Genomic DNA, 25,358 nt, shown 5'->3' on the forward strand with positions numbered 1-25,358 from the left:
ACTCGGCGGTGCGGGGCAGGCGGCAAAAGCAACAATGCGGTGGACCGGCGCAAGTGAACGAACGGCCAAGAACTGGATATCCGGTTCATATGGTCCGACAGCCGAACATCTGATCGAGCTGATGAGAAACTCTGATGCCGTATTTTTGGCGGTGCTCTCTCTTGCGGGACGCAGCGAGGCGCATGTGTTTGCCAGCCTCGATGTGGTCAGAACGGAACTTGAAACCATGCTGCAGGCAATTGGTACGCTTCAAGAGCAGGGACACCCGATCAGAACAGGGAATTGACCAAAATTTCGGATTTTGCGCTTGAATGGCAGTTTTATGGGGTCATGAATGGCAAAACCATATACAATGCCGAAATCTGGGTTGAATGAATTCAAAGGCTTACAAAAGTGAAATGGCAATACTATGGGGCAATCTACATAACTGTGGATGCCCCCATAGTCTTGCCATTTTGACCCTGAAAACTGCCATCGTCCATTTTAGCTTGCTGGAACGCAATTTCTTTCCTAGCCCGAAGGGGCTTGGGTACTCAGAGTTGTACACGAACAGAATGGCGCATTGGTATACGGCGGATACCCACTTTGGGCATGAAAATATTATCACGTTCTGCAATAGGCCTTTCGCCAATACCGACGACATGGATGCCACCATGCTCAAGAACCTTGCGGACCGTGTGGGACCAGATGACGATCTGTGGATCATCGGCGACTTCGCCTTTGGTCGAAAGGCAAAGGATGTCCCGTTTCTGAACGAGGTCTTCAACCAACTACCCGGAGCGCGCAAGCACCTGATCACTGGCAACCACGATTTCCAGCCCACGCTGGAACTGGGCTGGGATACTGTTTCGCCATTCATCGAATTACGTGACGGGCCACAGAAGCAACTGAATACCCTGTGCCACTATCTCCCTGTGGTTCGTGAACATTACGACATTCGGGAGCTCGCTGAGACCGCACTCTGGCAGGCAACAAGGTATGCGGTTGACGCCCTGCAGCCTCTGAGAGTGGCCTCGAGTGCCAATTGCACGGCGTCGAGACTGTCGCAGCATAAGATTGCAACGAGCCGCAGGATGCCAATCGCAGCCTTGTACCGCGTGACCTCGTGATTACGATCAACCCGACTTGATATCTGAACATTTCAGGGCATTGGACTTGCCGCCAAGACCGTTTAGAAAGACGGTGGCCGCCCGAGCAAAGGAACCTGCGCCGATGTCGAAAGTCTATTCTCTGGTTGCATTTATAATCATATGCAGTTTTGCCGCGCGGGCGGACAGTCTTGCAGCTGACGCCAAGGCAAACGAAAAACCCGAAACGGCAGCAATTGCACAAGAAGTGGATCTGGAAGCGGCTGAGAATATCTTTCACAAATCGTGCCGGGCCTGCCACGGCAACCAAGCCCAGGGTGTGGCCAGCTACCCAAAGCTTTCCGACAAGACGCCGGAATACATTGCAGAGAAACTAAGAATATACAGGTCTGGAGAAAAGATCGGTCCGAATTCCATTCTCATGATCAGCCATGCAAAAAAGCTGTCCGACGAGGATATCGCCAATATCTCTGTCTACGTGGCCACGGCCTTCGACTGACACGACAATCTTAAAGCCCCGCCGCAGCAAGAGATTCTAACAAAACGAGAAATTCGTTGACCGGTCGATAAAGCGAGAACTATGGTTAATGCCTTGGTCAGCCGGGATGGAGAATGAGCCGTGAGGCCTTCCCGGTCGGACTTTGAATCGACTAATGGGAGGAAAACATGGGTCACGTCACGTCTTTTTCGGCGCTGCCGCTTGCGGCTGCACTACTTGCTGGTACGGCTGTCTTGTCATCGCCGGCTTTCGCACAAAATGGAATGAATACCACCAGCCTGCAGCATGAGGTTGTGCTCGACGGTTTGGACAATCCGTGGGACATGGCTTTTCTGGAGGATGGCACAATGCTGTTCACCGAGAAATGCTCAGGTCTGTCCGTGCGCTTGCCAGACGGCACGGTCAATGCGCTTTACGGTGTTGGTGATGTCGAGGGCTATGCGTCGAACGGCTCGGATTTGTTTTGTGAGGGTCAGGCGGGCATGATGGGTGTCGCCTTTGATCCGGACTTTGGGAACAACCGCCGCATCTATGTTTATGCGACATCCAATCTGTCGGATCCGCACACCAACCGGCTGATGCGTTTTACGCTGAGTGAGGATTTCAGCGCAGTTTCTGATCGGGTGGATATCGTCGATGACGTACCCTATAAGATGGCCGCATCAGACCATCCCTTCGGCGGCCCAGGTGCCCATAACGGGGGGCGCGTGCGTTTTGACGCGAACGGCCATCTGTTCCTGACCACGGGTGATACACACAATGGCGAGGTCCCGCAGAGCCCGACGATGATGGGCTCAAAAGTGCTTCGGATCGACACTGACGGTAACGCGATCACCGAAAACAGCCCGCCGGAAGGTTTCGACACCAGAACCTACACCTACGGCCATCGCAACGTGCAGGGGATTGCCTTTCACCCCGAGACGGGGGCGGCGATCACTGCGGAACACGGACCCTGGCACTCCGATGAAATCACGATCCTTCAGAATGGCGGCAACGCAGGCTGGGACCCGCGCCCGAACATGGCCGGGCGCGGTGACTGCCCGGATGACTATTGCGGTTACAGTCCGAACCAGGAAGATGGCATGAATCGCTACGAGCGGGCGGCCTTTATGCCGATGACCGATTTCGACACCTATCCGGACGCCATGCCGCCGATCTGGAACAACAACGGCTGGTCGCAGGGCATCTCATCGGCCGCGTTTCTGGACGGCGAAGCTTGGGGGGATTGGGACGGTGCGATGGTTGTCGGGATTATGGGCATCGGTTTCGGCGGAACGCCGATTGGCCAGCGGATTGATGTGATCCAGTTCAATGATGACAATACGGATGTCGAAGACGTGACAGAGATGACACTTCCCATGGATACGGGGCGTTTCCGTTCGGTGGTTATGGGTCCTGATGGCAGCCTTTACACGTCCATCGACGAAGGCACGATCTACAAGCTTACCCCCGGCGGCTGATTGTGAGGGTGAGCACGCGGCGGCGTCGCGCAGGTTAGTCTCCGATGACCAGTGCCGCGGGAATTTCGAAGCGCTGGTCATCCACCCTAACGTGGTAGAGGCCGTGGGACAGCCGCCATTCCGTGTCGGTCCCCGCGCCCGACATGGTCGCGTTGCCGCGCAAGAACTCCCCGTCCGAGAACTGTAGCGTTCGTGCGAAGCCGTTTGTGAATGTCACAACGACTGCGGCGCATCCACCAACACGTGCGACTGCAGCGCTGCACGTCCCAAGCGACTGCCCAACGTCCTGCGCGCAGAGGACCTCGCCGATTGCGTTAAAGTCTTTCGATTTGGCGCGATCAGTCGCCGCGTCCATGTCGGCGGCACTTGCGTCCGGAAAAACCGCAATCAAGGTCAATGCAAGAGGTCGTACGATACGCATCGTTTCGCTCCCGGGATTCACTTGATAACATGGCAACATGTCAATCCTTCGGCAAGAACCTGAAGCCAAGGCCTGACGGCCGGTGGGCCCCTTGCAGCGGACACTATTGCTGTCAAAGCGCTGGGACCTCTAACAAATATAGGTATCAGGACGCTAAGGCAGCAACGCCCTGGAGGCGTAACGACCCTCCGCAGAGGGCCGTTTGCGCGCGCCGACTTGGACGGCGACCGTCACAGTGTTGTACTGAAACCCAGAAAGCGGCGAGCAAGCGGCTGATGAGCGTGCGTTGGCCACACTTGGGAGATCAGACTGCCAATCGTGAGATCGTAAATCGCTGATCGGGGATAACGGTTCTTGTGACAGCGATCTGGGGCGCTTCCTTTGGTGCCAATCTCACCGATCGCCGTTCTTCATGCGTGGGTTCCCGATGTCGTCGCACCCTCATGTCGTACAAGCTTGCCGCCACCTTGCTCATCCCCAGGTTTTGCCCGCTCCCATGTCTTGAATGCGTCGAAAAGCTATCTTACCACGACAGCAGGGGATGCGCCGCCCGCCATTGAGCAGGCCGCCGGGTGTGAACGCGTCAGAGTTATTCATTGCCATCCATAGAAAACCAGTATCAGTGGTGCTGCAAAACCTTGTCTATGTTGCATTTCTCCAAAGCACGCTATCCTTATCGCTTAAGAAGCGAAACAGTGGGGGCATTGGCGCTTTCACAGGGGAGGATAAGATATGACTGTCAAGGCGTTTTCAGGCATCGTAGCCAGTGCAATTATTGCAACCTCAGCAGGTGCAGAAGAAGGGTTTCCAGAGCGCCCGATCAACCTGATCGCGCCCTTTAACGCCGGTGGTGGCACAGATCTGTTGTTGCGCGGTTTTGCCCCGCATTTCGCTGAAGCCATTGGGGGGGACGCCTTCGTATCAAACATGGCTGGCGGATCGGGCACCGTTGCGGCCTCTGCCTTGCAAGGCCAGAGACCTGACGGCTATCAGCTGGGCTATTTTTCGATCACGGTTTCGACGATTCAGCCACAGATCAAGAATGTGCCATATGATGTCGACAGCTGGACGCCAATTTGTTCCGTTGCCGCATCACCGACCCTGTTGTTTACCAATGCCGATACGCCCTACATGACCGCTGCGGATGTCGTAGAGGCGGCAAACGCCAACCCGGGCGAGCTCGTCTATGGGTCCTCTGGTCCGGGGGCTATGACACATTTGACGACCGTGGCCGCTTTTGCCGGTCTTGGCATCATGGACAAGCTCAAGCATCTGCCATTTCAGGGGTCCGGTCCTGCGGTGAAAGAACTGACATCCGGCACAATTCAGTTCTTTGGGGATACCGAAATTCTGATGAGCCGTGGCGATTTTCGTCCGCTGATGGTGTTCAATTCAGAACGTCTTGAGACATATCCGGACGTGCCGACAGCGACAGAGGCCGGCATTGCAGCCCCGCTGAACGAACTCTATCTTTGGGGAGGGTTGTTTGCGCCAGCAGGTCTGGAACCGGCTGTCACGGCAAAGCTTGAAGCGGCCTGTGAGACGGCCGTGGCCTCCGAAGGGTTTCAGGAGTTTGCCGCGAATTCCGGTACGGTCATAAAATTCCGTGGTGCAGAAGAGTTCGATGCGTTCTTCCGTCAGCAATACGAAGCGAACGGCGCGCTGATCGAAGCCGCCGGTCTTTAATGGGATAGGCCTAAGGGGCGGTGCCAGAGTGGCCTGCGCCCCATGCCACTTATCATAGCATGACACGCATTCTTAATGAGCGGGTGATGGTCCTGCTGGCCCTGTTTCTTGTTGGCGGAGGGCTCTACGCCGCAACCTTCGGTCAGAATTACTCCAGTGTGGATACCGCACAATCGCCGGTCTTTTTTCCGCGCATTGTTCTGACACTTTGGATGGGGTTGGCGTTGATCGCATTGGTGCAGGCCATCCGCACGCAGTCAGATGCGGCACCGGTGGCAAGTTGGTTGCGACTGGGTCTGTTGTTGGTGGCGGCGGTGATTTACACCAACCTGATCGGACGCGAGGGGTTTTTCCTGCCATCCGTCGCCTTTGCCGCGATCAGCCTGCCGATTTTCGGGATCCGCAATCCGGTGGCCGTCGGTTTATACGCGATTACCGTACCCGGCGCGCTTGTGCTGTTTTTCAATTATTTGCTGAGCATGCCGCTGCCGGTGTCACGCTTTACGCACCTGTTTTAGGACCCGCTTATGTTGTCTTCGCTGCCCGATGCTATTGCGATCCTACTCACGGTCGAGGGTTTGTTGGTTCTTGTCATGGGCACTGTTCTTGGGATCGTGCTGGGGGCGATGCCGGGTATTGGGTCGACGGTCGCTGTCGCAATGGTGTTGCCGTTCACGCTCACGATGGGCCAAGCACCTGCCATACTCTTGTTGCTGGCCGTCTATGCGGGTTCGGTCTATGGCGGATCGATTGCGGCGATCCTGATCAATACACCCGGAACACCGCAATCCGCAGCCACCTGTCTGGATGGCTATCCAATGGCGCAGCGGGGGGAGGCTGGTTTGGCCTTGGGATGGGCGACCATTGCGTCCGTCGCGGGGGGTCTTGTTTCGGCTGTTGTCCTGATCTTTGCCGCGCCACAACTGGCCGCTTTCGCGCTGGAGTTCGGCCCGATTGAAACCTTCGCTCTGATCCTGCTGGGGATGACATGCATCGTGTCGGTGTCCACCGGGTCCGTGATCAAGGGATTGCTGGCCGGGATGATCGGCATCTTTTTGTCCACTGTAGGGGGTGACCCCATCATCGGAGAGATGCGGTTTACCTTTGGGCAATGGCAGCTTTTCGCAGGGTTCAACCTGCTGGCAGTTGTCATCGGCGTTTTTGCCTTGTCCGAAGTGTTGATGAGGGCAAGTGTGACGCTGTCGCAGACGTCCGAGCTGATTGACTTCAAGGGCATCGTCCTGCCGAAATTCGCGATGTGGAAAGGACGGCTCAAGAACCTTGGAAAGTCCGTCCTGATTGGCAATCTCATCGGGGTTTTGCCCGGTACCGGCGCGGCGACGGCGGCCTTTATTTCCTACGCGGAAGGCAGGCGGTCATCGCCGAACGGCAGCCACTATGGCACAGGTGAACCCGACGGTATCGTATCGTCGGAGGCTGCCAATAACGCCGTCACCGGGGGCGCGTTGGTCCCCACAATGGCCTTGGGCATTCCGGGCGATGCCATCACGGCCGTTATGCTGGCCACGCTGACCTTGCATGGTATCACACCGGGGCCAAAACTGGTGGAAGACAACCCCACCCTGATCGCTGCGATTTTCACAGGATTTTTCGTGATTAACCTTCTGTTGTTGCCGCTGGGTCTCATCTTGTCGCGTGTCGCCGCTCCGATCTTGCGCGTAAGAGAGGCCTATATGATGACTGCCATCGTCCTGTTGTGCGCGGTTGGCGTGTATTTCGTGCGCGGCAACCCGTTTGATCTATTGGTGATGGGGGCTGCCGGTGTGATTGGATTTATTCTGCGCCGCCAAGGTTTCCCCATGGCACCGCTTGTGATCGGCATGGTGTTGGGGCCGACCTTGGAAATAACATTGCGACAGGGTCTGATCCTGACTGACGGTAGCTTTGCGGCATTTTTCGTGGGCCATCCCATTGCGCTGGTTCTTGGCATGATAGCGGTGGTAGCACTGCTGTTCCCGCTGATCCGGCATCAATTGGCGGCCCGTCAGTCGCGTGAGAGCAAGGTGTAGTATTGTTGTATGAGGCAGAAACGAGCCATTTGGCCTTGCCTGCTTAACGAAAGCTGCACTGCGGCATCAACGGTCTTGGCGGAAAGGCAGGCTACGGCAGCCGTGCGCAATACGGTGACATGGTTATCGGGCAAAGCTCGTTGGCGGTGAATATAGGGCGCGGCGCGACCAATGGTGCCTTCGCCGGTTCCGTTGACTAGGACGTCGCCATTCTTGATGACAACTCGGTCGCTGTTCGGTTTCCTGACAGAATGACCCGGTTGGTGCGCACGTGCTTTGAGTTAACCACGAACAGGCCCTCGTCAGCATACTTGGGTTTCCGCCCGCGCGCATTTATTGAAAGGAACGAGCCAAGCTCTTTTGTTGCCCCCGTGGCTTTCACAGGGTCTTCGACCTCGACAAACAATCTTCGTCTAGCGAACAATCTCAATCAGCTTGCCAAAGCAGCAAACAAGGGTGCGCTGCCCCTGTCGCTCGATGCCGAAGACGAACTGATTGCCACCTGCGCAGCGGTGCTGGCAATCCGTATGGAACTGATGAAGGCGATTGGCTATGAAAGCGAGGAGCGCTCATGATCATGGTAGGTAACCAACGCGGCAACGGCCTCAAGCTGGCTGCTCACCTGATGAACGACCACGACAATGACCATGTGGCAGTGCATGAGCTTCGCGGCTTCACGGCTGAGAGCCTGCGCGGTGCTTTCCAGGAAGCCGATGCGGTCTCCAAAGGGACGAAATGCCGACAATATTTGTTCTCGCTGAGCATCAGTCCGCCTGAGACGGAAAAGGTCTCACCCGCCTGTGCGTCTGGAGACGAAGGCGTAAGGCTTGGTCTTGAACGCCAGGGGGCTGCAAGCCCCAAAAAATGAAAAAAAACGTCAGCCCGTAAAGGCTGGCTGACGCGCCACGGAGGACAGGTACAATTCGATGGCTTCGACCACTATCATCGAGCACGAGCTGACTTCAGGCGGTCTACAATTCTAATACCAGGCGACTAGTCTTTGAGAAACCCGCCCCTTCGCAACTAAGCCGTTTTTGTGCTCTACTTCTTTGATAGTTAGAGGATTTTTCATGGCACGCATCGCGAATCCGGTCTTGTTTTCTAAGCAATTTGCAATCGACCCAAAGGCGCTGGATGGTGCTGGGCTGATCGATCCGTTCCTTACTGTCGATACGCAGCTTTTTATCAATCCGGTCTTGTTGGAAAAATCCTCAAAAAAGGTCATTGCGAAAGATGGCATCGCTGCATTTTGTAAACACTTCTCAGATTTTGTGCGTCTGCTAAGTATCTGCAAACGAGAAAATGATCCGGCCTGGAAAGCGGCATGGAAACTTCTTGATCTACAGGAACCCCCGGAGAACGGACTTGGATATGGTGGCAGCGGTACGTCTGGCAGTTCAAGACCTGACCGCATACGCGCCGCGATGATGCGTACCGCTCGAGCGATCATCGATCTGGGGACAACGGACCCGGAAATGATCTCGCTGACGGGCTTCTTTGAGGAAGAAGTAGGCCCTAATATTATCAGCGATTTCACGACACGGGTAATCACACCGCAACTGGTGCGGATTACCATAGATTTCTGCAAAGCTCATAGGGTAACGGTTCATAAAGTACCCGATGGCAACGGCATCGAGTTGCCGAAATACACTACTCCGAACGGCAAGGACAAATAGATCATGTTGGTTCCGCGTGATATTATGCGCGATATTCCTGTTGCGAACGATTGGTCCGATATCGAAAAGGCCGCCTAAGAAAACCAGAAGATCAGGGACCGCGTTAACGCAACGCTGAGTGGGATCACCAACCCACGGTCAGTGATCGCAAGTTGGCGCTGAAGCGCGCCGCGCTAGAGTCGTCCGATACCTTTGAGAATTTCTTAGAGGCCGCTAAAGAGCATACGGCAAGCTATGATCCATCGCTAGATGCTCTTGGCTACTACAAGATCAAGGCGATTCTGTCGGGTGATACAACTGCGCTTAAGACCGGCAAAGACTACGACATCGACGGCGGACCAGAAGCATTGCGGGACTTTGTTCTAGCTACCGTGGCTATGTTCCAGCATCACGTTGAGAAGGGAAATCTTTTGGAAGAACTTTGGGTCGGTAATGAGCCGAAGAAGGAATGTGCTGCTCAGCTCATTTACTGTGCGCTAGCAGACTGCTTTTGCATGGCAAACAATGTCGATGTTTCACCCGAGGCGAACATGGGCGGCGGCCCCATCGATTTCAAATTCTCCAAAGGTTACAACGCGCGGGTACTCGTCGAGATGAAGCGTTCGACTGGCACTGTGGTGCACGGCTACGAGAAGCAGCTTGAGATATACAAGGATGCTTCCCGAACCAACTACGGCATCTTTGTAGTCATGGACTACGGGAAGCTTGGATTAAAGCTTGCCAAGATCAAAAAGATTGACCTGCTCCCCTGAAAAGTTCTCGATTTGAGGTTAGCCTGTTCTCCAACTGAGGAGACAGACGATGAAGAGAAGCCTTCAGTGAGTTGGAATGGGACCGTGGCCCCAGTGGGGCCGCGTAAGCCCATGGAAACAAGATCATTGGCATCCTGAAGGAACCAGCAACGCGATGCTAAAATGGCAGGAAGATCGCAAAGTCGGTTGGCATTACATCGCGCCGGGCAAGCCCATGCAGAACGGTCTGGTCGAAAGCTTCAATGGCCGAATGCGCGACGAATGCCTGAACGAACACCTGTTCGACAGCCTGCGCCATGCCCGCAATTTAGTGGCGGCATGGCGCGACGACTTCAACCACCACCGCCCTCATTCCAGCCTCGCTGGCATGACACCAGCAGAATATGTTAATCGGTTAAAAGAGGGCCAAAACCTGAACAGAGCTAGCGTAAAATAGAGGACTCAAAGTGGACAGGTCACTTCCGCGGAATCGAGTAGGATAGGCCTTTTGTTCACTGTGTAGCGGAAACCGGCTTCCAAGAGTCGAAGGGCGTCGAGAATGGAGGATTTTCCAGAGTTGTTGGGGCCAACAAAAATATTATCTCGTTGAGCACGTACCGAGAAGTTTCGTAGCCTCTTGTAATTTTTGAAACTTGATGCTCGTTATGCCCCCCAACTCAACGAACGGTACCTTTTCAATATGTTGCGTTGCCACCTCGGCAGCCTTCAATATATTGTATGGTATTAGTTGCAGCAAGTGAAAGCTGTTGAAGATGTATACACCAGTGACGTGAGTTTCTACGCATTCGCATCGGAGAGCTATCCATCTTCGACAAGATGGCGGAATCGAAACCGCGCATGGTTAGAGGCTGACCAATCTAGCATTGTCTCGGCATACGAGGCGCGCATTCAGCGTCTCCAGCATGACAAGCGTCTGGCTGAGGATCGTCTCAAAACTGCGAGTGTTCCAGCGACCTCCTTCGAGGACACGTTCGAACACGCGCTAAGATTTCTCGCAAAACATTGGAAAATATGGGAAATTTGTCATCTCGGCTTGCGCCGCACGGTGCTGTGTATGGTATTTGCAGAGCCCGTTACCTGCTGCCGAAAAACAGGTCTTCGAACCGCGAAAACGACCTTACCTTTCAATGTGTTAGGGAGCTTTTCCGCATCGAAGTGCGGTATGGTGGAGCCTAGCGGGATCGAACCGCTGACCTCCTGCATGCCATGCAGGCGCTCTCCCAGCTGAGCTAAGGCCCCATGAGTGCCGGTCGGGACCGGCACGGGTTGGATCATCAGATCCAATGCGCCGCTGGATAGCGGCAGCGCCGGGCGGGATCAAGAGGAAAATCGAACCGCTCGTGCCCCAAGATAGAATTAGCTGTCGTCGTCGTTTGCTGCGACATCCGCAATCTCTTCGAGCGGGACGTTATCATCATCATCGTCGTCATCATCGAGGATATCATCACCCAGATCGACATCGACGTCCTCATCCTCGAGAACCGTGTCTTCCTCGTCCGTTTTGGCCTTGGCCTTGGCAGAGGCCGCGTCTTCGGCATCGGCGGCAATCATGCGCGATTTCGACAGGTCAACTTCGACTGTTTCGCCGGTGTAGGGGCTCACAATCGGGTTTGCGTTCAGATCATAGAAACGTTTGCCAGTGGTTGGGCAGAGGCGCTTCGTTCCCCATTCTTCCTTGGGCATGAAAACCCCCTTCGAATTTGCTGTTCAGGTGTAGATGATTCAGGCCAAGTGCCATATGAGGCGGTGTCTGTAAAGGGCTGCCGCGCTCGGGCTGCCATCACATCCTGCGAATAGCGCATCAGGAGGGACCATATGACCGATCCGCACCTGCCCGGTGATCCACCGATCCCCTTGGTGTTGCGCCGTTCAGGGCGCGCCAAGCGAATCTCTTTGCGAATTTCGCAGCTTGATGGGCGGGTGACGCTGACGTTGCCAAAACGCGTCCCTGAGCGCGAGGCGCTCGCCTTTGCGCGGGAGAAAGAGGCCTGGATTCGCAAGCATCTTGCAGCGCGCTCAGAAGATGTCGAGGTTGTTGTAGGCGTGACGATCCCGATTGGTGGAAAGATGCACCGGGTGGTTCAGCGGGCAGGGCGGCGTGTGGTTTTTGAACCTGGCCAGGTCTGCGTGCCGGGGGCAGCTGACCGCTTGGGCAAACGCTTGGGGGCGCATCTGAAGACCGTGGCGCGCGCCCGGCTGGCCGAGGCGTCGGATCACTATGCGGCGAAACTGGGCAAGCCCTATCATGCCATCACCTTGCGCGACACCCGGTCACGCTGGGGGTCGTGCACCGCGCAGGGACGGTTGATGTATTCCTGGCGTCTCATCCTCGCGCCGCCGGAGGTGCTGGACTATGTCGTGGCCCATGAGGTGGCGCATCTGGCGCAGATGAACCACTCGCCGGCCTTCTGGGCCGAGGTGGAACGTCTCTACGGTGACTACACCGCTTCCCGTGCGTGGTTACGCCGGGAGGGAAACGCTTTGCATCGTTACCGCTTCGGGACCTGAGCCGTGGGGATGGGTTGACGCGGCGCATTATGTGATCACACTTGCTAAATGATCTTGAACCAACGTCCCCCCGATGTGACGCCGCCGGCGCATGACCGCGTTTATCGCGCGTTGCGGTCCCGCATCATGCAGGGGGCCATTCCGCCGGGCGAAGCGCTCACGCTGCGCGGCATTGGAAAATCCTATGGCGTCTCCATGACGCCGGCGCGGGAAGCCGTGCGTCGTCTGGTGGCCGAGGGGGCGCTGACCCTGTCGTCCTCGGGGCGCATATCAACGCCGGAACTCAGCAACGAGCGGATCGAGGAATTGGCAGCTCTGCGTGCGTTGATCGAGGTGGAACTGGCCAGCCGGGCTTTGCCGCGGGCGCATATGGCGCTGATCGAGCGGCTGCAAACCATCAACTCCACCGTGGCCGAGGCGGTCGCGCATCGTGATGCGGTCAGCTACATCCGCACCAATCTGGAGTTTCACCGCACGCTTTACCTGCGCGCACAGGCCCCGGCGATGCTTGCCATGGCAGAGACGGTCTGGCTGCAAATGGGCCCAACCATGCGGGCGCTTTATGGCAGGCTGCGGCGCAAGGAGCCGCCGCAGTACCACCGGCTCATCATTGCCGCGCTGCGGGCGGGGGACGAACCCGGTCTGCGGCTGGCGGTGCGCTCTGACGTGACGCAGGGGTTGCGGATGCTGGCAAGCTGACTGCCCACTCAGGCTGCGAGACCCTGCGATCCGAGGTTGAGAAACTTGGTGCGGCGGTCTGCAATCAGCGCGTCGGGGTCCTTGCTGCTCAACTCCGACAGCATGTCGTTGATGGCGCGTCCCACCGCCGCAATTGACGTCTCCGCATCGCGGTGAGCCCCGCCCAGAGGTTCGGGAATGATCCGGTCGATCACGCCGAGCTTTTTGAGGTCCTGCGCAGTCAGCCGCAGGGCTTCGGCGGCCTCGCGCATCTTTTCCGCATCCTTCCAGAGGATTGACGCACATCCTTCGGGGCTGATCACTGAATAGACCGAATGTTCAAGCATCGCGACCCGGTTGGCGGTGGCAAAGGCCACGGCCCCGCCCGAACCTCCCTCGCCAATCACAACGGACACCAGCGGCACCCCGATTTGCAGGCATTTTTCGGTCGCGCGTGCGATAGCTTCGGATTGTCCGCGCTCTTCCGCGCCTTTGCCGGGATAGGCGCCCGGGGTGTCAACCAGCGTGACAACAGGCAGCCCGAAGCGGTGGGCGATATCCATCAGACGGATCGCCTTGCGGTAGCCCTCGGGGCGGGCCATGCCAAAATTGCGCTCAATGCGGGATTTCGTGTCGTGGCCCTTTTCGTGACCGATGACCATGACCGGCGTATCCTTGATCCGCGCCAACCCGCCCATGACCGCATGGTCATCGGCAAAGTTCCGGTCGCCTGCAAGGGGCGTGTATTCGGTAAACAGCGCATCGATATAGTCTTTGCAGTGGGGGCGTTCGGGGTGACGGGCGACCTGGCATTTGCGCCAGGGGCTCAGGGATTTGTAGAGCTCTTCGAGGATCGCGCGGGCCTTGGTGTCGAGGGCGGAGGCCTCCTCGGTCACATCCATCTCTTCATTGGTTCGTGCCAGAGCGCGCAGCTCTTCCGCCTTGCCCTCAATCTCCGCGAGGGGTTTTTCGAAATCCATGTATTGCGTCATAAGGCACTCCGCTTGACTGGTTTCTATATGGCGGGCATCGCGGGGCAATGCAACGGGATCACGCAGGCCACAGGACGGGGATGAGAGACGCCATCAGCAGGCTGGCCATGCTCCAGTTGAAAACGCGCAAGCGCAGGGGGCTGGTCAGCAATCGCGCTATCTGCTGGCCCAGAACGGTCCACATGGTGATGGCAGGCAGGTTCACAAGGCCAAAGACAACAGCCACACTGCCAAACGCCAGAAGTGTTGCGTCGGTAGCATAGACCGAGAGCGCCGTCAGCGCCATCGCCCAGGCCTTGGGGTTGACCCACTGAAAGGCGGCCGCCTGCAGAAAGGTCATCGGTATGCCGGTTGCCGCCTGTTCTTTTGCCGGAGCCGCCTGCGCGATTTTCCAAGCCAGCCACGACATATAAGCCACGGACAGGACCTTGAGCACGGTATAGCTCGGCGGCCAGGCGTCAAACAGGCGTACCAGACCGGTCCCCACCAGAAGGATCATCAGCGCAAACCCCAAGGAGATCCCCAGCATATGCGGCACAGACCGGGTGAAGCCGAAGTTCGCGCCAGAGGCCATCAGCATCAGGTTGTTTGGGCCTGGCGTGGCCGAGCTGACAAAGGCAAATACCGCAAGGGCAGTTAGGGCGTCATAGGTCATGGCGCAATAAATGCCTTGTATTTCACGGCATGAGGTTGCAAAGTCAGTTCTTATGCCAGATATATTCGCAATATATGTCCAAGATTGACCAAAAGTCAGAGCATATATTGCGTGAACTGACAGCCAATGGGCGGATCAGCAACATCGAGCTTGCGGATCGCGTCGGTCTGTCTGCGTCGGCCTGTTTGCGCCGGGTGCAAGAGATGGAGCGCAGCGGGCTTATAAAGGGGTACCGGGCGGTGCTGGATCGCGCCGCACTTGGCAGCGGCTTTGTCGCCTATATTGGCGTCGGTCTGCGCGACCATTCCAAAGCCAGTCAGGAAGCGTTTGAGCGCTCAATCTCTCGCGCCCCGGAGGTGCGAGAGTGTCACAACATTACCGGCACCATCGAATATCTGCTCAGGGTCGAATGCGCTGATCTGCCTGCTTACAAGTCTTTTCACACAGACACCCTGGGGGCGATGCCGCAGGTAAGTTCGATCACATCTTATGTGGTTATGGGATCGCCCAAGGACGAGCGGGCGTGAACCGCTTGACAATCTTACCTCCCGCAGTTTGGAGGCCCTGGCCTGGAAATCGTGCGGTTCTAAAGTTCACGATCTAGCCGCGGTTGGAACAAAGCGGCGACGCTCCGGAGAAGGACCCGTCGCACCGCTTTACTTCTGGGCAGCCCTGCGTCGATGTCTGTTTTTGGAACGTTTGGCTATGTCATGACATTCCGCCCGCTCGACAGCCATATCCGATCTGCCAACCCTTATCTGTCAGCCTGGGTCTTTGCTTTGATCTGCTATCCGCCTTTCATCGTCGTTTCGGGAAACGGTCCGCTGAATTGCTATATTGACGGCCAAAGCTGGAGCGTCTGGCTCGCTGACATGCCGGTTCTTTTGGTGATCTGGGGCATTGCCATGTCGGTCCTGACGGCACTCTATGCTGCCGCAACAGTCATTTTTGGCATCCGTTTTTCGAACCTGACCAACCGCGGGATCATCACGGTGGGCCCCTACCGTTACTTTAAACATCCTGCGTATCTGTCAAAGAACATCTATTGGTGGTTCGCGGCCATGCCGTTCCTGACAACCTCGGAGGATCCAGTCGATGCAGTTCGGAATTGCGCATTGCTGGCTTTGGTGAATGTGGTCTACTTCATGCGGGCAAAGACCGAGGAAAAGCACTTGATGGCGGATCCGGACTACCGGCAGTACGCTGCCTGGATTGCAGAAAACGGGCTGATACCGCGTGTTCTGCGTCCGCTGAAACCGTCGCGCCGGGGTGCAACCGGCAGGCTTGAGCGCGCCTCTTAGATCGGGAGGTACTTGCAGATCGGTGCAGGGTGCGACCGCCGGCCCAACGCGGGGTTTCCAGTGGTATGTGCCAGCTCAACCTGCACCCTGAGCAAGGGCTGAGATTAATCTGTCGCCTGGGCAGCGATGCGCGCAAACACATCGTCCAGTTGACCCGCCAGATCTTTCAGCGCATCGCCACCCTCCTGGAAGTACGGCGCAAAGACGTGGCTGGGTGTTTTGTAGGACAGTGTTGCCGTTTGGTCCTGATTTTCCGTGACATAAAAGCGAATTGGCGCCTCAATCATTGCGGCGGTCGAGGTGGCCAGCACCTTTACAGCGAAGTCGTTGTTGAACACACCGACCACTCTGTTTTCCGGGATCTCAATACCACGATTGCGGGCGGTTGACGTGGGGCCGGCCTGCGTCACGACACCCATCTTATTGGCCGCTACGGCTGTTTTCAGATCGGCCAGCAACACCTCGTGGGGCTTGTCGGTCGGAATGACAGCCCATCCCGTGCGGGGGGCCATATCTTGCGCCGCGGCGGCGCTGATGCTCAAAACGAAGGCAAAGGCGAGAGAGGGAAAGCGCAAGTGTGTTGTCCTTTTGTGGTCCGATACAGCTTGGCCGCGGCAGCGTCGCAATGCCAGGTCAAGGATGCGTTAACCGGCAATCATCTCTGATTGCCGCACGATGACTTCTGCCTGTTTGATCGAGGCGATATCAACCAGACGGCCCTTGTAAACGGTCGCCCCCTCGCCCTTGGCCTTGGCCTCTTCCATCGCGGCGAGGATTTCGCGGGCCTCGGCCACGGCCTCGTCAGAGGGTGTAAAGACTTCGTTGGCGATGGCAACCTGCTTGGGGTGGATGGCCCATTTGCCCACCATCCCCAGCGTGGTGGAACGTCGCGCCTGCGCGCGAAAACCCTCATCATCGGAGAAATCCCCAAACGGCCCGTCCACCGGCAAAACGCCATGGGTCCGGCAGGCTGCGACGATGGCGGTCTGCGCCCAGTGCCAAGGGTCGGACCAGTATTTCTGTCCTTCCCGCAGCATGTAGTAATTCTCCTGCGTGCCACCGATGCCGGTGGTCTGCATGCCCATGGAGGCGGCAAAATCCGCCGCACCGAGGCTCATCGCTGCCATACGGGGAGAGGCGGCAATTTCCTCGACGTGGGCGATGCCCGCTGCGGATTCGATGATCACCTCGAAGGTGATCTTTTTGGCGCGCCCCTTGGCCGTTTCGATCGCGGTGACCAGCGCGTCCACGGCATAGATGTCACCTGCACATCCCACTTTGGGGATCATGATCTGATCGAGACGGTCGCCTGCCTGTTCCAGCAGATCAACGACATCCTTGTACCAATAGGGCGTATCCAGCCCGTTGATGCGCACCGATAGGGTTTTACTGCCCCAGTCGATATCCGAGATCGCTGTAATGATATTCGCCCGCGCGCTGTCCTTGTCACTGGGGGCCACGCTGTCTTCGAGGTCGAGGTTGATGACATCCGCGGCCGAGGCTGCCATCTTTTCAAAGATCGCCGGGCGCGATCCGGGCCCAAAGAGCTGGCAGCGATTGGGGCGTGCGGGGGCTGTGGGCTGGATGCGAAAGCTCATGGAGATCCTCTTGGGTAATATTATTACGACATGCGTTGCCAAGCTGGTATTAAATTGCGCAAATGCCTGCAAGCCTATTTCGCAGATGCAGCATTGCTACCAGTGACAGAGATATTGATCTTTTCAACGCACAATTTTCCTGCGAACTGGTGCCTGGGCAGAAGATATTTGCATGGTTTCTATCAGGGTGCTCGAAATTGAGAGGTCTTTGCGGCAAATTTCGGCAAGAGTGCACCGGCAGCATACCACAGGAGAGCTACAGATGATCGAGACGCCATATCTTTTGTTCCTGGGCGACGCGCCTGATCAGCTCTCTGCGAAAGTGGCGCAGGGGATCAAGGACTGGCGGCCGGAGAATGCCGTGGGACAGTACCGGATGGAGGGCTGCAAGGCAGATGTCGGTCTGAAGGACATGAGCTTTGAAGAAGCCAAAGCGGCAGGGGCCAAGACGGTCGTCATCGGCGTTGCCAACCGTGGCGGATACATCAGCAAGCAATGGCGCGCGGTTCTGGTGCAGGCGATCGAGGCGGGCTTTGACCTTGCCAGCGGGTTGCACAACCTGTTGCGGGATGAGGGCGAGCTGCTGGCGGCAGCGCAGGTGCATGGGTGTACCTTGCATGACGTGCGTGTGCCCACGGATGCCTATCCGATTGCAACCGGCGTCAAACGCACGGGCAAGCGGGTGCTGGCGGTCGGGACCGATTGTTCCGCGGGCAAGATGTACACCGCACTGGCGCTTGATGCGGCGATGCGGGAACGGGGCATGAAAAGCACGTTTCGCGCCACCGGTCAGACCGGCATTCTGATCACCGGCTCCGGCGTGCCGCTTGATGCGGTGATCGCGGATTTCATGGCAGGATCGGTTGAGTATCTGACGCCGGATAACGAAGACGACCACTGGGACGTTATCGAAGGGCAGGGCAGTATCTTTCACGTGTCCTACTCCGGTGTCACACTGGCGCTGATCCATGGCGGGCAGCCTGACGCGCTGATCCTGTGCCATGAGCCGACGCGCAAGCATATGCGCGGCCTTCCCGATTATGCGGTGCCAAGCATCGAATCGGTGCGCGATATCACCCTGCAGTTGGCCAAGGTTGCCAACCCGGCCTGCAAAGTGGTGGGCGTATCGATCAACACCCAGCATCTGGGCGAAGCCGAAGCCACGGCCTATTGCGAAGAGGTTGAAGCGCGTCTTGGCCTGCCGACGGTCGATCCCTTCCGTCACGGGGCGGAGCGGCTGGCAGATGCGCTGGAAGCCTTGTAAGGGATGATCTGGTATCATCGCGTAGCGTTCACGAGGGACCGGCCATGCAAATAGTTGTTTCGCGCGATGTGTTCCGCCTCGCGCAGGTATTTACCATCAGTCGCGGCTCTCGTACCGAGGCGCAGGTTCTGACCGTGCGACTGAGCGACGACACCGCCAAGGGATGGGGCGAATGCGTGCCCTACGCCCGCTATGACGAAACGCTGGACAGCGTGACCGCGCAGATCGAAGGGCTGCCGCCCGGGATTTCGCGCGCGGCTCTTTACGATCTGTTGCCCGCGGGGGCGGCGCGCAATGCGGTGGATTGCGCGCTCTGGGACCTTGAGGCCAAGCGCACCGGAAAACCGGTCTGGGAGCTTGCCGGGCTGGCCGCCCCCGGCCCCGAGATCACAGCCTATACGCTCTCACTGGACACCCCCGAAAAGATGCGCAGCCAGGCGCAGCACCACGCCCACCGGCCCTTGTTGAAGATCAAGCTGGGCACACCGGACGACATGGCCCGGCTGGAGGCCGTGCGGGCGGGCGCCCCGGCGGCGCGGATCATCGTCGATGCCAATGAAGGCTGGTCGGCGGAAGTCTATGCCGATCTGGCGCCGCATCTGGTGCGGCTGGGCGTGGAACTGGTCGAGCAGCCGCTGCCTGCGGGTCAGGATGAAGCGCTCATTGGGATGGCGCGGCCGGTGCCCGTCTGTGCGGATGAAAGCTGCCATGACCGGCAAAGCCTGCCATCGCTCAAAGGCAAATACGACGTCATCAATATCAAGCTCGACAAGACCGGTGGCTTGACCGAGGCGCTTGCCTTGCGTAGCGAGGGGATAGCCCTTGGCTATGATGTGATGGTCGGCTGCATGGTAGGATCAAGCCTCGCCATGGCGCCGGCGACGCTGTTGGCGCAAGGGGCATCGGTTGTTGACCTTGATGGGCCACTTTTGCTGGCCGAAGATCGCGAGACGCCGCTGAAATTCGACGAAAGGGGCGTTCACCCGCCCGAACAGGCACTCTGGGGGTAGCACGATGCGGACGGTTTATCTGAATGGCGAGTATATGCCGGAGAATGAGGCCAATGTCTCCATCTTTGATCGCGGGTTCCTGATGGCGGATGGCGTCTACGAGGTGACCTCGGTGCTGGGGGGCAAGCTGGTTGATTTCGAAGGCCACGCGGTGCGGCTGCAACGCTCACTGGACGCGCTGGAGATGCGCAACCCGATCTCCAAGGAGGCGCTGCTGGAGGTACACCGCGAGCTGGTGCGTCTCAACGGAATTGATGAAGGGATGATCTATCTGCAGGTCACGCGCGGTGCGCCGGGGGATCGTGATTTCGTCTTTCCCGATCCGGAGACGACAGCGCCCACGATTGTCCTTTTTACGCAGGATAAACCCGGCCTGGCCAACAGCCCCGCGGCCCAAAAGGGCATGAAGGTCATCAGCATCGAAGACATCCGCTGGGGCCGTCGGGATATCAAGACGGTGCAGCTGCTCTATCCGTCGATGGGCAAGATGATGGCCAAGAAGGCAGGCGCGGACGATGCCTGGATGATCGAGGACGGCTACGTGACCGAGGGCACCTCGAACAACGCCTATATCGTCAAGGGCAACAAGATCGTCACGCGTGCGCTGAGCAACGACATCCTGCACGGGATCACGCGGGCGGCGGTGCTGCGGTTTGCGCAAGAGGCGCAGATGGAGGTGGAAGAGCGCAACTTTACCATCGAGGAAGCCAAGAAGGCGGATGAGGCTTTCATCACCTCCGCCAGCACCTTTGTTATGCCGGTGGTGGAGATCGACGGGGTTGCCGTTGGTGAGGGCGTGCCAGGACGTGTGGCCCCGCGTCTGCGCGAAATCTATCTCGAAGAAAGCCTCAAAGCGGCGATCTGAGAGCGGCCTGAACGGCCACTTGGCATGGGCGCTGCCGCCGGCGCCTGCTGCCGACAAGCCCCAGCATCCCGAGCGCTGTGAGCGTCACTCCCAGACCCGCAGGCAGCGGAACCGGCACCACCGAAGCGCGTGTTTCATACCCAAGGTCCCGAAAGGACGCGATTGTGGTCTCGCTGAGGAAAAGCGGGCTGTCGAGGAAACCGGTCATCAGCTCTTGCGGTCCGCCGGCCCAGTTTTCGTCCCAATGTGCATCCCGGGTGCCCCGCGCGCCATCCAGCTCTGCAGGCACGAAGGTTGCCAGCGGGTCAAACTCCGCCCGGTAGGCCTCAAGGGCGCCTCGACCCGTATATTGCCCGCTCCCATCGGTGTAGACATCGTTTTCCGTCCAAAGCGTGCCAAACCCCAGCACATGGGCCACCTCATGCAGCAGCAAACCAAAGAGCGACCCTTCTGCTTCCAGGCGATCCAGATCGGCGGTATCAAAATCGACAACCCCAGCGGTGGGCAGCGTGAATCCTGAGGCCTCAACGAGGTCCCTCGGACCAGCCTGGGCGAGGCGACCGCTTGGCCCGTCAATGTCGAAGGCACCGACACTGATGGTCACCTGGTCGATATCGATACCGGGTTGATAGCCGGGCAGGGTATTCTCCCAAAAGGCTTCGGCTTCAGACAACAAAAGCGCCTGACTGTCCGTCGCAGGTTGCAGCGTTTCGAAACGAATATCGACCGCAGACGCAAGTACCTGAAATGGAAAGAGAAAAACTGCGGATACGAAAAAGGATTTGATGGCGTGCATATGGAAACCTCCGATTAGGAGGATACCGTGCGAACACGATGTCATGCTGTCAACAAAGCAGCGGGCAGGCAGGCGAGGCTCCGCTTTCCGGGCAAAGCTGCGGCGCCTATCTGCCGAAAACCCCTTAGTTTGTCGGCCGCGATGCCCAGTATCCGAGCAACCCGACCTGATGACCTCCAAAGCGTTCAGATCAGGTCTTGCCGACGTTCTCCTCGAAAGCAACCTTGAAAGCGTCTTGCTGCGCGCTGCTCGCTTCCGTCTGGAATTCGGATTTCCATCTGTCCATGCTCATGCCGTAGAAAATCTCGCGCGCTTCTTCCTTGCTGATGTCGATGCCTTTTTCGGATGCCGCTTCCTGATACCAGCGGCTCAGGCAGTTGCGGCAAAAACCTGCAAGGTTCATCATGTCGATGTTCTGCACGTCGGTGCGGTCTTCCATCAGGTGCTTTTGCAACCGACGAAACGCGGCGGCCTGCAGTTCAATCTCTGTTTGCGTGGGCATTGGTATGGTTCCTTTTATGTGCTTGGTAAGACAGATTGGGGCTGCGCTGCCTTGTGTCAACCGCCTGCCAATCGGGCAAAGACGTTGCCGGACCCGCACTGCGTGTGTCATCAAGCGGTTAATATGCGGAGGGTATGGTCTGGGCTGTTGCTCTGCGGTTCAGGTTGGATCATAACTGCGCACGAGCCGTTAGCGATAACACGTGCAGACCAAGACGAAAGAGGGCATACCGAGAATGAGACGCCATCGTAATGTGAAGATCGTGGCCACCTTGGGCCCAGCGTCAAGTGACTACGATATGATCCGGACTTTGCACGAGGCGGGCGCGGACGTTTTTCGTCTGAACATGAGCCATGGCAGCCATGAGGAGATCCGCGAACGCCACGGGATCATCCGCCAGATCGAGCAGGACACCGGCGGCAGCATTTGCATTCTCGCCGATTTGCAGGGCCCCAAGCTGCGCGTTGGTGTCTTTGCCAATGAGGAGGGCGAGATGCTGGAGGAGGGGGCCGCCTTTCGGATGGACCTTGACGATGTCCCCGGTGACGCCACCCGCGTGAACCTGCCCCATCCCGAGATTTTCGAAGCGCTGGAGCCCGGTGCCGCGCTGCTCGTGAACGACGGCAAGATCCGTCTGAAGGTCGAAGACTGCAGCGAAAGCCATGCCAATTGCACAGTCATCGCGGGCGGTGTGATTTCGAACCGCAAGGGCGTGAATGTGCCCGATGTGGTGCTGCCGCTGGCAGCGCTCTCAGACAAAGATCGCAAAGATCTGGAGTTTGTTTGCGAGCTCGGTGTCGACTGGTTGGCACTCAGCTTTGTGCAGCGTGCCGCCGATGTGATCGAAGCCTCTGATCTGGCCAACGGTCGCGCGGCGATCCTGTCCAAGATCGAAAAGCCTGCCGGGGTGAACAATTTTGACGAAATCCTGGAGGAAAGCGATGGCATCATGGTCGCGCGCGGCGACCTGGGCGTTGAGCTCCCCGTGCAGAATGTGCCGCCGATCCAGAAACGTCTTGTTCGCAAGTGCCGCAAGGCTGGCAAGCCCGTGATCGTTGCCACGCAGATGATGGAAAGCATGATCGAAAGCCCGATGCCCACCCGGGCAGAGGTCTCTGATGTCGCCACTGCGATTTATGAAGGGGCGGATGCGGTGATGCTTTCAGCGGAGTCGGCGGCGGGTGCGTATCCGGTTGAGGCGGTCACGACGATGAACAACGTGGCCATCGAGGTAGAGCAGGACCCGACCTATACCCAGATCATCGAATCCTCGCGCGAGACCAAGGGGGCCTCAATCGCAGATGGCATCGTGTCAGCGGCGCGCGAGATTGCCGAGACCACGGATATCAAGGCCATTTGCTGTTTCAGCCAGAGCGGTACCACAGCCCTGCTGACCGCCCGCGAGCGCCCGCGTGTGCCGATCCTTGTGATGACATCACGGGTGCGGACCGCGCGGCGTCTGACGCTTTCCTGGGGGACCAATTGCGTCATGGTGGATGAGCTGAAGCGGTTCAAACAGGCCGTCGTGAACTCTGCCCGCGCGGCCTTGCGGCAAGGCTATGCGGAAAAGGACGATATGATCGTCGTGACGGCCGGTGTGCCGTTCAACGTGCCGGGCTCCACCAATATCCTGCGTGTGGCACCCTGTGACGAACGTCTGATCTTTAGCACGGACCCCGAGTGATCCGAAGAGCAGGGCTCCGCGTCTCTCGGCAGGACTGCAACATCCGCATGATTGTCATCGTTCTGGATGCCATTACTGCAGCGTAACGTGACGGACATTTGTCACCCCGCCTGATCCTCGGCCACTGAGGGCTTCGCCGCCAGCCAAGATCAGCAAGACGCAAGATCAACATGCGAAATATGCGGTACAAGTCCGAGAATACTGTCGCGGGCAAAGGAAACCTTGGCCCGGTGCGATTGCTCAAGCTCCTGAAAGGCGGCAGGAGCAGGAGGCTTGCCAGCCAGTAAATGGCGCAGCTGGGTGCAATCCGCGCGCTGCGCCCCCCGGAGCAGACCCAGGGCTGATGGCGCAACCCGTGTGGTGGGGAGCCGACCCTCTGAAGCATCTCAAGCGCCAAGAGAATTCACGCTCAGCTCGAACCAATTTCAGGGGTCAAAACCAAAACCCGCCCAAGACTTGGGTTGCATTTGCGAAAGCGCGGGTATTCTTGCCTGCCGGGGAGCGACAATGGCATCGGAATGTACCGGCATCACGGCCTTGAAGTGCGACGATCAATACAGGGCCGATTGGCGCTATATTGCACCCTGCAAAGCGGCGTTGCCTTGAGTTTCGAGGGACAAATAGGAATGAAGCCCTGTCGAAACACCCATTCAGCAGCCGGCGCCTGGCCCACTATCGGGGGGCGGCAGGGCGGATGACCTGAATGAACACCGCTGGCGCGACCATTGAGCCAACAGAGCCCTCTCTGCTGACTTCCCAAAGGGCTATGCGCGAGGGTGCCAGCAAACGGAATGCGGGCTCATAAAGCATAGCAGTAGTTGCCAAATCGACATCGAGGCGTATTCTGAGCTCATAAAGGAAATGGGAGGAATGAATGCTTAAAGGTACTTTACTGACGGCGATATGTGCATCCGTTTTGGGGACCGTTGCGGTTGCGGAAGAAAAGATGCGGATTTCGCTGCAATTGCCGCTCACCAGCCATCTTGGCGAGAACCTTGTGCTGTTCGAAAAGGAAGTCGAAGAGCGCACAGGGGGCGCGATTGATGTGGAAATCTACGACAGCGCGACCCTCTATAAGGACAAGGAAGTTCCGGCTGCTGTCGGCTCCGGTGCAATTGAGGCCGGTGTTGCTTCGTTGACGCGCTATGTCGGTGACGCGCCCGTGGTCGATGTCTTCTACATGCCGTTCCTCTTCAACACCGAAGAGAAAGTGCGCGCTGCAGTGGCCGAGGGCTCACCCGTACGGGAGATACTGGAGACCGAGATTGCCAAGACCGGCGGTGAGGTTCTTTACTGGCAGGCCTATGGCGGGGCGATCTTGCTGTCTCAGGACACTCCCATCCGGACGCCGGAAGACATGAAGGGCAAGAAGGCGCGGGTCTTTGGCAAGACGCTGGGCGATTTCGTGTCGGCTGCAGGGGGCGCGCCCACGCTGATCTCCGGCTCGGAGCAGTATCTGGCCTACCAGCGGGGCACGGTCGATGTCGGCATGACCGGCATATCCGGCGTGAAATCCCGTAAGCTCTGGGAGGTGATGGATACGATCACCAAGACCAATCACGCAAACATCGAGTTTGTCGTCGTGGTCAACAGCGATTGGTGGGACGGCCTCGATCCTGAACTGCAGGGTCATATCCGCGATGCTGCCAATGTCGCTCAGAACGATGTGCGTGACCGCATGAGCCAGATCGAGGCGCAGGCCTTTGCGGCGGCCGAGGAAAACGGGATGACCATCGTGGAGCTGAACGATGAAGAGCTTGCGTCCTGGCAGGCCGTGGCACAGCCAGTCTACGACAGCTACATCGAAGCGACAGGGGATGCGGGTCGCAAGATCCTTGATGCTCTTGGCGTGAACTCCGGCTCCTGAAGCCAATGTCACAACACCTGAAAGCG

Annotated in this window: 28 protein-coding genes, 1 tRNA gene and 2 pseudogenes; 21 read left to right on the forward strand and 10 right to left on the reverse strand. The window is 57.9% G+C overall.

The features are described from left to right. From H7847_RS21680 to H7847_RS21695, 4 genes are all read left to right on the forward strand, one after another. The coding region (locus H7847_RS21680; protein WP_227271584.1) for a hypothetical protein at window positions 1–286 on the forward strand (286 nt) is incomplete at its 5' end. A 268-nt stretch (window positions 287–554) separates the two neighbouring features. After that, window positions 555–1,109, forward strand: coding sequence for a hypothetical protein (locus tag H7847_RS21685; RefSeq protein WP_227271585.1), 555 nt, complete (start codon window positions 555–557; stop codon window positions 1,107–1,109). A gap of 103 nt (window positions 1,110–1,212) precedes the next feature. Then, complete coding sequence (locus tag H7847_RS21690; protein WP_227271586.1) at window positions 1,213–1,587, forward strand: c-type cytochrome; 375 nt, start codon at window positions 1,213–1,215, stop codon at window positions 1,585–1,587. A gap of 263 nt (window positions 1,588–1,850) precedes the next feature. Beyond that, complete coding sequence (locus H7847_RS21695) at window positions 1,851–3,047, forward strand: PQQ-dependent sugar dehydrogenase (RefSeq protein WP_227271587.1); 1,197 nt, start codon at window positions 1,851–1,853, stop codon at window positions 3,045–3,047. Between the two features lie 34 nt (window positions 3,048–3,081). Here H7847_RS21695 and H7847_RS21700 read toward each other — a convergent pair whose 3' ends face one another. Continuing rightward, window positions 3,082–3,468, reverse strand: a complete 387-nt coding sequence (locus H7847_RS21700; RefSeq protein WP_227271588.1) for a hypothetical protein — start codon at window positions 3,466–3,468, stop codon at window positions 3,082–3,084. 732 nt (window positions 3,469–4,200) lie between these two features. Here H7847_RS21700 and H7847_RS21705 point away from each other — a divergent pair. The 8 genes and pseudogenes from H7847_RS21705 to H7847_RS21740 form a co-directional block, all read left to right on the forward strand. After that, window positions 4,201–5,154: a tripartite tricarboxylate transporter substrate binding protein gene (locus H7847_RS21705; protein ID WP_227271589.1), complete on the forward strand. Its 954-nt coding sequence runs from the start codon at window positions 4,201–4,203 to the stop codon at window positions 5,152–5,154. Between the two features lie 59 nt (window positions 5,155–5,213). Further along, window positions 5,214–5,672 carry a tripartite tricarboxylate transporter TctB family protein gene (locus H7847_RS21710; protein ID WP_227271590.1) on the forward strand — a complete coding sequence of 153 codons (459 nt, stop codon included), beginning with the start codon at window positions 5,214–5,216 and terminating at the stop codon, window positions 5,670–5,672. 9 nt (window positions 5,673–5,681) lie between these two features. Continuing rightward, a complete protein-coding gene (locus H7847_RS21715; RefSeq protein ID WP_227271591.1) occupies window positions 5,682–7,184 on the forward strand; it encodes a tripartite tricarboxylate transporter permease in 1,503 nt (500 codons plus the stop codon). 311 nt (window positions 7,185–7,495) lie between these two features. Further along, window positions 7,496–7,759: a hypothetical protein gene (locus H7847_RS21720; RefSeq protein ID WP_227271592.1), complete on the forward strand. Its 264-nt coding sequence runs from the start codon at window positions 7,496–7,498 to the stop codon at window positions 7,757–7,759. Next, complete coding sequence (locus H7847_RS21725) at window positions 7,756–8,052, forward strand: hypothetical protein (RefSeq protein WP_227271593.1); 297 nt, start codon at window positions 7,756–7,758, stop codon at window positions 8,050–8,052. Before H7847_RS21720 ends, H7847_RS21725 begins: the two co-directional genes overlap by 4 nt. Window positions 8,053–8,254: 202 nt before the next feature. Then, on the forward strand, window positions 8,255–8,860 hold the full coding sequence (locus tag H7847_RS21730; protein ID WP_227271594.1) for a hypothetical protein: 606 nt from the start codon (window positions 8,255–8,257) through the stop codon (window positions 8,858–8,860). A 152-nt stretch (window positions 8,861–9,012) separates the two neighbouring features. Beyond that, a complete protein-coding gene (locus H7847_RS21735) occupies window positions 9,013–9,612 on the forward strand; it encodes a hypothetical protein (protein WP_227271595.1) in 600 nt (199 codons plus the stop codon). A 136-nt stretch (window positions 9,613–9,748) separates the two neighbouring features. After that, window positions 9,749–10,048, forward strand: a pseudogene (locus tag H7847_RS21740) (integrase core domain-containing protein); the annotation flags it as partial. A gap of 5 nt (window positions 10,049–10,053) precedes the next feature. Here the strand turns inward: H7847_RS21740 and H7847_RS27265 are convergent. The 3 genes and pseudogenes from H7847_RS27265 to H7847_RS21755 form a co-directional block, all read right to left on the reverse strand. Beyond that, window positions 10,054–10,227, reverse strand: a pseudogene (locus H7847_RS27265) (AAA family ATPase); the annotation flags it as partial. Between the two features lie 548 nt (window positions 10,228–10,775). Then, a tRNA-Ala gene (locus tag H7847_RS21750) sits at window positions 10,776–10,851 on the reverse strand. 117 nt (window positions 10,852–10,968) lie between these two features. Continuing rightward, window positions 10,969–11,295, reverse strand: coding sequence for a TIGR02300 family protein (locus tag H7847_RS21755; protein WP_227271596.1), 327 nt, complete (start codon window positions 11,293–11,295; stop codon window positions 10,969–10,971). 132 nt (window positions 11,296–11,427) lie between these two features. Here H7847_RS21755 and H7847_RS21760 point away from each other — a divergent pair, with 132 nt between their 5' ends. Both H7847_RS21760 and H7847_RS21765 read left to right on the forward strand, forming a co-directional pair. Next, window positions 11,428–12,120, forward strand: coding sequence for a M48 family metallopeptidase (locus H7847_RS21760; RefSeq protein WP_227271597.1), 693 nt, complete (start codon window positions 11,428–11,430; stop codon window positions 12,118–12,120). A gap of 48 nt (window positions 12,121–12,168) precedes the next feature. Next, window positions 12,169–12,819 (forward strand): GntR family transcriptional regulator, encoded by a 651-nt coding sequence (locus H7847_RS21765; protein ID WP_227271598.1) that lies wholly within the window; start codon window positions 12,169–12,171, stop codon window positions 12,817–12,819. Window positions 12,820–12,827: 8 nt separating this feature from the next. On the opposite strand, the gene H7847_RS21770 is transcribed toward H7847_RS21765, so the two are convergent. Together H7847_RS21770 and H7847_RS21775 are read right to left on the reverse strand one after the other, a co-directional pair. Next, the gene (locus tag H7847_RS21770) at window positions 12,828–13,790 is read right to left on the reverse strand and encodes an acetyl-CoA carboxylase carboxyltransferase subunit alpha (RefSeq protein WP_227271599.1); all 963 of its coding nucleotides are present in this window, start codon (window positions 13,788–13,790) and stop codon (window positions 12,828–12,830) included. A 58-nt stretch (window positions 13,791–13,848) separates the two neighbouring features. Further along, on the reverse strand, window positions 13,849–14,445 hold the full coding sequence (locus H7847_RS21775) for a LysE family translocator (RefSeq protein ID WP_227271600.1): 597 nt from the start codon (window positions 14,443–14,445) through the stop codon (window positions 13,849–13,851). 74 nt (window positions 14,446–14,519) lie between these two features. On the opposite strand from H7847_RS21775, the gene H7847_RS21780 reads away from it, so the two are divergent. Continuing rightward, on the forward strand, window positions 14,520–14,972 hold the full coding sequence (locus tag H7847_RS21780) for an Lrp/AsnC family transcriptional regulator (protein WP_227271601.1): 453 nt from the start codon (window positions 14,520–14,522) through the stop codon (window positions 14,970–14,972). A gap of 153 nt (window positions 14,973–15,125) precedes the next feature. Further along, the gene (locus H7847_RS21785) at window positions 15,126–15,746 is read left to right on the forward strand and encodes a methyltransferase family protein (RefSeq protein WP_227271602.1); all 621 of its coding nucleotides are present in this window, start codon (window positions 15,126–15,128) and stop codon (window positions 15,744–15,746) included. Between the two features lie 104 nt (window positions 15,747–15,850). Here H7847_RS21785 and H7847_RS21790 read toward each other — a convergent pair whose 3' ends face one another. Both H7847_RS21790 and H7847_RS21795 read right to left on the reverse strand, forming a co-directional pair. Next, on the reverse strand, window positions 15,851–16,321 hold the full coding sequence (locus H7847_RS21790) for a DUF302 domain-containing protein (protein WP_406676031.1): 471 nt from the start codon (window positions 16,319–16,321) through the stop codon (window positions 15,851–15,853). A 69-nt stretch (window positions 16,322–16,390) separates the two neighbouring features. After that, the gene (locus H7847_RS21795; RefSeq protein WP_227271603.1) at window positions 16,391–17,344 is read right to left on the reverse strand and encodes an L-malyl-CoA/beta-methylmalyl-CoA lyase; all 954 of its coding nucleotides are present in this window, start codon (window positions 17,342–17,344) and stop codon (window positions 16,391–16,393) included. A gap of 262 nt (window positions 17,345–17,606) precedes the next feature. On the opposite strand from H7847_RS21795, the gene dgcN reads away from it, so the two are divergent. Genes dgcN through H7847_RS21810 form a run of 3 tightly spaced genes read left to right on the forward strand, consistent with a single transcriptional unit; the run spans window position 17,607 to window position 20,483 of the window. After that, a complete protein-coding gene (gene dgcN, locus H7847_RS21800; protein ID WP_227271604.1) occupies window positions 17,607–18,608 on the forward strand; it encodes an N-acetyltransferase DgcN in 1,002 nt (333 codons plus the stop codon). A 44-nt stretch (window positions 18,609–18,652) separates the two neighbouring features. Beyond that, the gene (gene dgcA / locus H7847_RS21805; RefSeq protein ID WP_227271605.1) at window positions 18,653–19,618 is read left to right on the forward strand and encodes an N-acetyl-D-Glu racemase DgcA; all 966 of its coding nucleotides are present in this window, start codon (window positions 18,653–18,655) and stop codon (window positions 19,616–19,618) included. Window positions 19,619–19,622: 4 nt separating this feature from the next. Next, window positions 19,623–20,483, forward strand: a complete 861-nt coding sequence (locus H7847_RS21810; protein ID WP_227271606.1) for a D-amino-acid transaminase — start codon at window positions 19,623–19,625, stop codon at window positions 20,481–20,483. On the opposite strand, the gene H7847_RS21815 is transcribed toward H7847_RS21810, so the two are convergent. After that, entirely contained in the window at window positions 20,467–21,279 is an 813-nt protein-coding gene (locus H7847_RS21815) for a M8 family metallopeptidase (protein ID WP_227271607.1), read from the reverse strand. The genes H7847_RS21810 and H7847_RS21815 overlap by 17 nt on opposite strands. Before the next feature lie 190 nt (window positions 21,280–21,469). Further along, window positions 21,470–21,781, reverse strand: coding sequence for a DUF1244 domain-containing protein (locus H7847_RS21820; RefSeq protein WP_227271608.1), 312 nt, complete (start codon window positions 21,779–21,781; stop codon window positions 21,470–21,472). A 235-nt stretch (window positions 21,782–22,016) separates the two neighbouring features. Here H7847_RS21820 and pyk point away from each other — a divergent pair, with 235 nt between their 5' ends. Continuing rightward, entirely contained in the window at window positions 22,017–23,465 is a 1,449-nt protein-coding gene (pyk, locus tag H7847_RS21825) for a pyruvate kinase (protein WP_227271609.1), read from the forward strand. A gap of 874 nt (window positions 23,466–24,339) precedes the next feature. Continuing rightward, window positions 24,340–25,332: a TRAP transporter substrate-binding protein gene (locus H7847_RS21830; RefSeq protein ID WP_227271610.1), complete on the forward strand. Its 993-nt coding sequence runs from the start codon at window positions 24,340–24,342 to the stop codon at window positions 25,330–25,332. The last annotated feature ends 26 nt before the right edge of the window (window positions 25,333–25,358 follow it).

The organism is Roseobacter weihaiensis, assembly GCF_020622345.1.
Lineage (GTDB): Bacteria > Pseudomonadota > Alphaproteobacteria > Rhodobacterales > Rhodobacteraceae > Roseobacter > Roseobacter weihaiensis.

Bases quoted from the DNA above. Each gene is read 5' to 3' on its own strand.
- H7847_RS21685 (WP_227271585.1), top strand. From the start codon at position 555: ATGGCGCATTGGTATACGGCGGATACCCACTTTGGGCATGAAAATATT.
- H7847_RS21690 (WP_227271586.1), top strand. From the start codon at position 1,213: ATGTCGAAAGTCTATTCTCTGGTTGCATTTATAATCATATGCAGTTTT.
- H7847_RS21695 (WP_227271587.1), top strand. From the start codon at position 1,851: ATGAATACCACCAGCCTGCAGCATGAGGTTGTGCTCGACGGTTTGGAC.
- H7847_RS21700 (WP_227271588.1), bottom strand. From the start codon at position 3,468: ATGCGTATCGTACGACCTCTTGCATTGACCTTGATTGCGGTTTTTCCG.
- H7847_RS21705 (WP_227271589.1), top strand. From the start codon at position 4,201: ATGACTGTCAAGGCGTTTTCAGGCATCGTAGCCAGTGCAATTATTGCA.
- H7847_RS21710 (WP_227271590.1), top strand. From the start codon at position 5,214: ATGACACGCATTCTTAATGAGCGGGTGATGGTCCTGCTGGCCCTGTTT.
- H7847_RS21715 (WP_227271591.1), top strand. From the start codon at position 5,682: ATGTTGTCTTCGCTGCCCGATGCTATTGCGATCCTACTCACGGTCGAG.
- H7847_RS21725 (WP_227271593.1), top strand. From the start codon at position 7,756: ATGATCATGGTAGGTAACCAACGCGGCAACGGCCTCAAGCTGGCTGCT.
- H7847_RS21730 (WP_227271594.1), top strand. From the start codon at position 8,255: ATGGCACGCATCGCGAATCCGGTCTTGTTTTCTAAGCAATTTGCAATC.
- H7847_RS21755 (WP_227271596.1), bottom strand. From the start codon at position 11,295: ATGCCCAAGGAAGAATGGGGAACGAAGCGCCTCTGCCCAACCACTGGC.
- H7847_RS21760 (WP_227271597.1), top strand. From the start codon at position 11,428: ATGACCGATCCGCACCTGCCCGGTGATCCACCGATCCCCTTGGTGTTG.
- H7847_RS21765 (WP_227271598.1), top strand. From the start codon at position 12,169: ATGATCTTGAACCAACGTCCCCCCGATGTGACGCCGCCGGCGCATGAC.
- H7847_RS21770 (WP_227271599.1), bottom strand. From the start codon at position 13,790: ATGACGCAATACATGGATTTCGAAAAACCCCTCGCGGAGATTGAGGGC.
- H7847_RS21775 (WP_227271600.1), bottom strand. From the start codon at position 14,445: ATGACCTATGACGCCCTAACTGCCCTTGCGGTATTTGCCTTTGTCAGC.
- H7847_RS21780 (WP_227271601.1), top strand. From the start codon at position 14,520: ATGTCCAAGATTGACCAAAAGTCAGAGCATATATTGCGTGAACTGACA.
- H7847_RS21785 (WP_227271602.1), top strand. From the start codon at position 15,126: ATGTCTGTTTTTGGAACGTTTGGCTATGTCATGACATTCCGCCCGCTC.
- H7847_RS21795 (WP_227271603.1), bottom strand. From the start codon at position 17,344: ATGAGCTTTCGCATCCAGCCCACAGCCCCCGCACGCCCCAATCGCTGC.
- dgcN (WP_227271604.1), top strand. From the start codon at position 17,607: ATGATCGAGACGCCATATCTTTTGTTCCTGGGCGACGCGCCTGATCAG.
- dgcA (WP_227271605.1), top strand. From the start codon at position 18,653: ATGCAAATAGTTGTTTCGCGCGATGTGTTCCGCCTCGCGCAGGTATTT.
- H7847_RS21810 (WP_227271606.1), top strand. From the start codon at position 19,623: ATGCGGACGGTTTATCTGAATGGCGAGTATATGCCGGAGAATGAGGCC.
- H7847_RS21815 (WP_227271607.1), bottom strand. From the start codon at position 21,279: ATGCACGCCATCAAATCCTTTTTCGTATCCGCAGTTTTTCTCTTTCCA.
- H7847_RS21820 (WP_227271608.1), bottom strand. From the start codon at position 21,781: ATGCCCACGCAAACAGAGATTGAACTGCAGGCCGCCGCGTTTCGTCGG.
- pyk (WP_227271609.1), top strand. From the start codon at position 22,017: ATGAGACGCCATCGTAATGTGAAGATCGTGGCCACCTTGGGCCCAGCG.
- H7847_RS21830 (WP_227271610.1), top strand. From the start codon at position 24,340: ATGCTTAAAGGTACTTTACTGACGGCGATATGTGCATCCGTTTTGGGG.